3 rRNA genes are annotated in these 5,678 nt (G+C 57.0%); all 3 read right to left on the bottom strand.

What is annotated here, in order from left to right:
- Window positions 1–51: 51 nt before the first annotated feature.
- A 5S ribosomal RNA gene (gene rrf / locus DVH02_RS11185) occupies window positions 52–168 on the bottom strand.
- 95 nt (window positions 169–263) lie between these two features.
- Window positions 264–3,405 (bottom strand): 23S ribosomal RNA (locus DVH02_RS11180).
- Window positions 3,406–3,701: 296 nt separating this feature from the next.
- Window positions 3,702–5,227: ribosomal RNA gene (locus tag DVH02_RS11175) — 16S ribosomal RNA — on the bottom strand.
- The 16S, 23S and 5S rRNA genes sit together here, the layout of an rRNA operon.
- Window positions 5,228–5,678: the final 451 nt, after the last annotated feature.

Genomic DNA, 5,678 nt, shown 5'->3' with positions numbered 1-5,678 from the left:
GAACGCAGAAATGCCCCGCACCAGAAGGTGCGGGGCATTCCCACAATAATTGTTCGGCGGCGTCCTACTCTCCCACAGGGTCCCCCCTGCAGTACCATCGGCGCTGTGAGGCTTAGCTTCCGGGTTCGGAATGTAACCGGGCGTTTCCCTCACGCAATGACCACCGAAACACTATGAAGATATCCAACAACTGACGCATCTAATTAGAAACGCCAACACGGCTGTTCGTTACTTCAGAACTAACACAGTGGACGCGAGCAACTGAGGACAAGCCCTCGGCCTATTAGTACCAGTCAGCTCCAACCGTTACCGGTCTTCCACATCTGGCCTATCAACCCAGTCGTCTACTGGGAGCCTTAACCCCTCAAAGGAGGTGGGAGTCCTCATCTCGAAGCAGGCTTCCCGCTTAGATGCTTTCAGCGGTTATCCTTTCCGAACGTAGCCAACCAGCCATGCCCTTGGCAGAACAACTGGCACACCAGAGGTTCGTCCGTCCCGGTCCTCTCGTACTAGGGACAGCCCTTCTCAAGACTCCTGCGCGCGCAGCGGATAGGGACCGAACTGTCTCACGACGTTCTAAACCCAGCTCGCGTACCGCTTTAATGGGCGAACAGCCCAACCCTTGGGACCGACTCCAGCCCCAGGATGCGACGAGCCGACATCGAGGTGCCAAACCATCCCGTCGATATGGACTCTTGGGGAAGATCAGCCTGTTATCCCCGGGGTACCTTTTATCCGTTGAGCGACGGCGCTTCCACAAGCCACCGCCGGATCACTAGTCCCGACTTTCGTCCCTGCTCGACCCGTCGGTCTCACAGTCAAGCTCCCTTGTGCACTTACACTCAACACCTGATTACCAACCAGGCTGAGGGAACCTTTGGGCGCCTCCGTTACTCTTTAGGAGGCAACCGCCCCAGTTAAACTACCCATCAGACACTGTCCCTGATCCGGATCACGGACCCAGGTTAGACATCCAGCACGACCAGAGTGGTATTTCAACGACGACTCCACCTGAACTGGCGTCCAAGCTTCACAGTCTCCCACCTATCCTACACAAGCCGAACCGAACACCAATATCAAACTATAGTAAAGGTCCCGGGGTCTTTCCGTCCTGCTGCGCGAAACGAGCATCTTTACTCGTAGTGCAATTTCACCGGGCCTATGGTTGAGACAGTCGAGAAGTCGTTACGCCATTCGTGCAGGTCGGAACTTACCCGACAAGGAATTTCGCTACCTTAGGATGGTTATAGTTACCACCGCCGTTTACTGGCGCTTAAGTTCTCAGCTTCGCCAACCCGAAGATTGACTAACCGGTCCCCTTAACGTTCCAGCACCGGGCAGGCGTCAGTCCGTATACATCGCCTTACGGCTTCGCACGGACCTGTGTTTTTAGTAAACAGTCGCTTCTCGCTGGTCTCTGCGGCCACCCCAAGCTCAGAGTGCAAAACTCATCACCCAGAATGGCCCCCCTTCTCCCGAAGTTACGGGGGCATTTTGCCGAGTTCCTTAACCATAGTTCACCCGAACGCCTCGGTATTCTCTACCTGACCACCTGAGTCGGTTTAGGGTACGGGCCGCCATGAAACTCGCTAGAGGCTTTTCTCGACAGCATAGGATCATCCACTTCACCACAATCGGCTCGGCATCAGGTCTCAGACTTCATGTCATCCGGATTTACCTGGACAACGCCCTACACCCTTACCCCGGGACAACCACCGCCCGGGCTGGACTACCTTCCTGCGTCACCCCATCGCTTACCTACTACCACCTCGGATCAGCGGCTCCACCACTCCCCTTCACCCGAAGGATCCAGGACGGCTTCACGGCCTTAGCATTAATGGATTCGATACTGGGCGTTTCAAAGCGGGTACCGGAATATCAACCGGTTGTCCATCGACTACGCCTGTCGGCCTCGCCTTAGGTCCCGACTTACCCTGGGCAGATCAGCTTGACCCAGGAACCCTTAGTCAATCGGCGCACACGTTTCCCACGTGTGTATCGCTACTCATGCCTGCATTCTCACTCGTGAACCGTCCACAACTAGCTTCCGCTGCTGCTTCACCCGGCACACGACGCTCCCCTACCCATCACAGCGGGCGTTGGCCCTCATGCTGCAATGACACGACTTCGGCGGTACGCTTGAGCCCCGCTACATTGTCGGCGCGGAATCACTTGACCAGTGAGCTATTACGCACTCTTTCAAGGGTGGCTGCTTCTAAGCCAACCTCCTGGTTGTCTCTGCGACTCCACATCCTTTCCCACTTAGCGTACGCTTAGGGGCCTTAGTCGATGCTCTGGGCTGTTTCCCTCTCGACCATGGAGCTTATCCCCCACAGTCTCACTGCCGCGCTCTCACTTACCGGCATTCGGAGTTTGGCTAAGGTCAGTAACCCGGTAGGGCCCATCGCCTATCCAGTGCTCTACCTCCGGCAAGAAACACACGACGCTGCACCTAAATGCATTTCGGGGAGAACCAGCTATCACGGAGTTTGATTGGCCTTTCACCCCTAACCACAGGTCATCCCCCAGGTTTTCAACCCTGGTGGGTTCGGTCCTCCACGAAGTCTTACCTCCGCTTCAACCTGCCCATGGCTAGATCACTCCGCTTCGGGTCTTGAGCGCGCTACTCAGTATCTAATTAAAGACACAACGCCCTATTCGGACTCGCTTTCGCTACGGCTTCCCCACACGGGTTAACCTCGCAACACACCGCAAACTCGCAGGCTCATTCTTCAAAAGGCACGCAGTCACGACTGACAGCACAAGTGCTGCCAGCGACGCTCCCACGGCTTGTAGGCACACGGTTTCAGGTACTATTTCACTCCGCTCCCGCGGTACTTTTCACCATTCCCTCACGGTACTATCCGCTATCGGTCACCAGGGAATATTTAGGCTTAGCGGGTGGTCCCGCCAGATTCACACGGGATTTCTCGGGCCCCGTGCTACTTGGGTGGTTCTCAAACGAGCCGTACAGATTTCAGCTACGGGGGTCTTACCCTCTACGCCGGACCTTTCGCATGTCCTTCGCCTACCCATACGGTTTCTGACTCGCCGACCGGCCGGCAGACCGATCAAAAGAACTCCCACAACCCCGTATACGCAACCCCTGCCGGGTATCACACGCATACGGTTTGGCCTCATCCGGTTTCGCTCGCCACTACTCCCGGAATCACGGTTGTTTTCTCTTCCTGAGGGTACTGAGATGTTTCACTTCCCCTCGTTCCCTCCACACTGCCTATGTGTTCAGCAGCGGGTGACAGCCCATGACGACTGCCGGGTTTCCCCATTCGGACACCCCCGGATCAAAGCTCGGTTGACAGCTCCCCGGGGCCTATCGCGGCCTCCCACGTCCTTCATCGGTTCCTGGTACCAAGGCATCCACCGTGCGCCCTTAAAAACTTGGCCACAGATGCTCGCGTCCACTGTGCAGTTCTCAAACAACGACCAGCCACCCACCACCCCACCCATACAGGCGAGTTCACTGGGGCCGGCAACCCGAAGGACGAGCAACGCTCGTACCCTCAGACACCCAACAGCGCGCCCAACACACCCGATCCCCCACTACGTTCCACGCCGAAGCAGTACTTGCAGAAGAAACCCGATGTGCCGAATAGTCAACGTTCCACCCATGAGCTGACCACCGTCGAACATTTGCCGACGTAGTGGCTCTGGATTCCTTACGGAATCTAGATGCTCCTTAGAAAGGAGGTGATCCAGCCGCACCTTCCGGTACGGCTACCTTGTTACGACTTCGTCCCAATCGCCAGTCCCACCTTCGACAGCTCCCTCCCACAAGGGGTTGGGCCACCGGCTTCGGGTGTTACCGACTTTCGTGACGTGACGGGCGGTGTGTACAAGGCCCGGGAACGTATTCACCGCAGCAATGCTGATCTGCGATTACTAGCAACTCCGACTTCATGGGGTCGAGTTGCAGACCCCAATCCGAACTGAGACCGGCTTTTTGAGATTCGCTCCGCCTCGCGGCATCGCAGCTCATTGTACCGGCCATTGTAGCACGTGTGCAGCCCAAGACATAAGGGGCATGATGACTTGACGTCGTCCCCACCTTCCTCCGAGTTGACCCCGGCAGTCTCCTGTGAGTCCCCATCACCCCGAAAGGCATGCTGGCAACACAGAACAAGGGTTGCGCTCGTTGCGGGACTTAACCCAACATCTCACGACACGAGCTGACGACAGCCATGCACCACCTGTACACCGACCACAAGGGGGCGACCATCTCTGGCCGTTTCCGGTGTATGTCAAGCCTTGGTAAGGTTCTTCGCGTTGCGTCGAATTAAGCCACATGCTCCGCTGCTTGTGCGGGCCCCCGTCAATTCCTTTGAGTTTTAGCCTTGCGGCCGTACTCCCCAGGCGGGGAACTTAATGCGTTAGCTGCGGCACCGACGACGTGGAATGTCGCCAACACCTAGTTCCCAACGTTTACGGCGTGGACTACCAGGGTATCTAATCCTGTTCGCTCCCCACGCTTTCGCTCCTCAGCGTCAGTAATGGCCCAGAGATCCGCCTTCGCCACCGGTGTTCCTCCTGATATCTGCGCATTTCACCGCTACACCAGGAATTCCGATCTCCCCTACCACACTCTAGCCTGCCCGTATCGAATGCAGACCCGGGGTTAAGCCCCGGGCTTTCACATCCGACGTGACAAGCCGCCTACGAGCTCTTTACGCCCAATAATTCCGGACAACGCTCGCACCCTACGTATTACCGCGGCTGCTGGCACGTAGTTAGCCGGTGCTTCTTCTGCAGGTACCGTCACTTGCGCTTCTTCCCTGCTGAAAGAGGTTTACAACCCGAAGGCCGTCATCCCTCACGCGGCGTCGCTGCATCAGGCTTTCGCCCATTGTGCAATATTCCCCACTGCTGCCTCCCGTAGGAGTCTGGGCCGTGTCTCAGTCCCAGTGTGGCCGGTCGCCCTCTCAGGCCGGCTACCCGTCGTCGCCTTGGTAGGCCATCACCCCACCAACAAGCTGATAGGCCGCGGGCTCATCCTTCACCGCCGGAGCTTTCAACCCTCCCCCATGCGGAGGAAAGTATTATCCGGTATTAGACCCCGTTTCCAGGGCTTGTCCCAGAGTGAAGGGCAGATTGCCCACGTGTTACTCACCCGTTCGCCACTAATCCACCCCGAAAGGCTTCATCGTTCGACTTGCATGTGTTAAGCACGCCGCCAGCGTTCGTCCTGAGCCAGGATCAAACTCTCCGTGAATGTTTTCCCGACTGTGCTCACTGAAGAGCGCGGGTCGACACGCACGAGAGCCGGAACCACCGGTCGGAATAAGACCCGTGGTTCACAGCGTCCTCGCTGTGTTTTTTCTTCAAAGGAACCTCAACCCGCCGAAGATTCGGCAGGTCGGGGTATCAACATATCTGGCGTTGACTTTTGGCACGCTGTTGAGTTCTCAAGGAACGGACGCTTCCTTTGTACTCACCCACAGAACATTTTCTGGGGCTTTCCTCCGGGCGCTTCCCTTCGGTGTTTCTTTGTTTTGTTTCCGTCTTGCGTTTCCGACTCTATCAGACTCTTTCGTGTCCGATTCCCCGTCGGAGCGGGGTTTCGCTTTCCAGTTCCGCGCTTTCGCGTTTCCCTTTCCGGCGGTTCCGACTCTACCAGATCCTTTCGGGCCTGATTCCCAGTCAGAGTGGGCTGTCATCCGGGC

The sequence above is a fragment of the Streptomyces corynorhini genome (assembly GCF_003346515.1).
Lineage (GTDB): Bacteria > Actinomycetota > Actinomycetes > Streptomycetales > Streptomycetaceae > Streptomyces > Streptomyces corynorhini.
The sequence above is the reverse complement of the archived record's forward strand: the minus strand, read 5'-3'. Positions and strand labels throughout refer to the sequence as shown.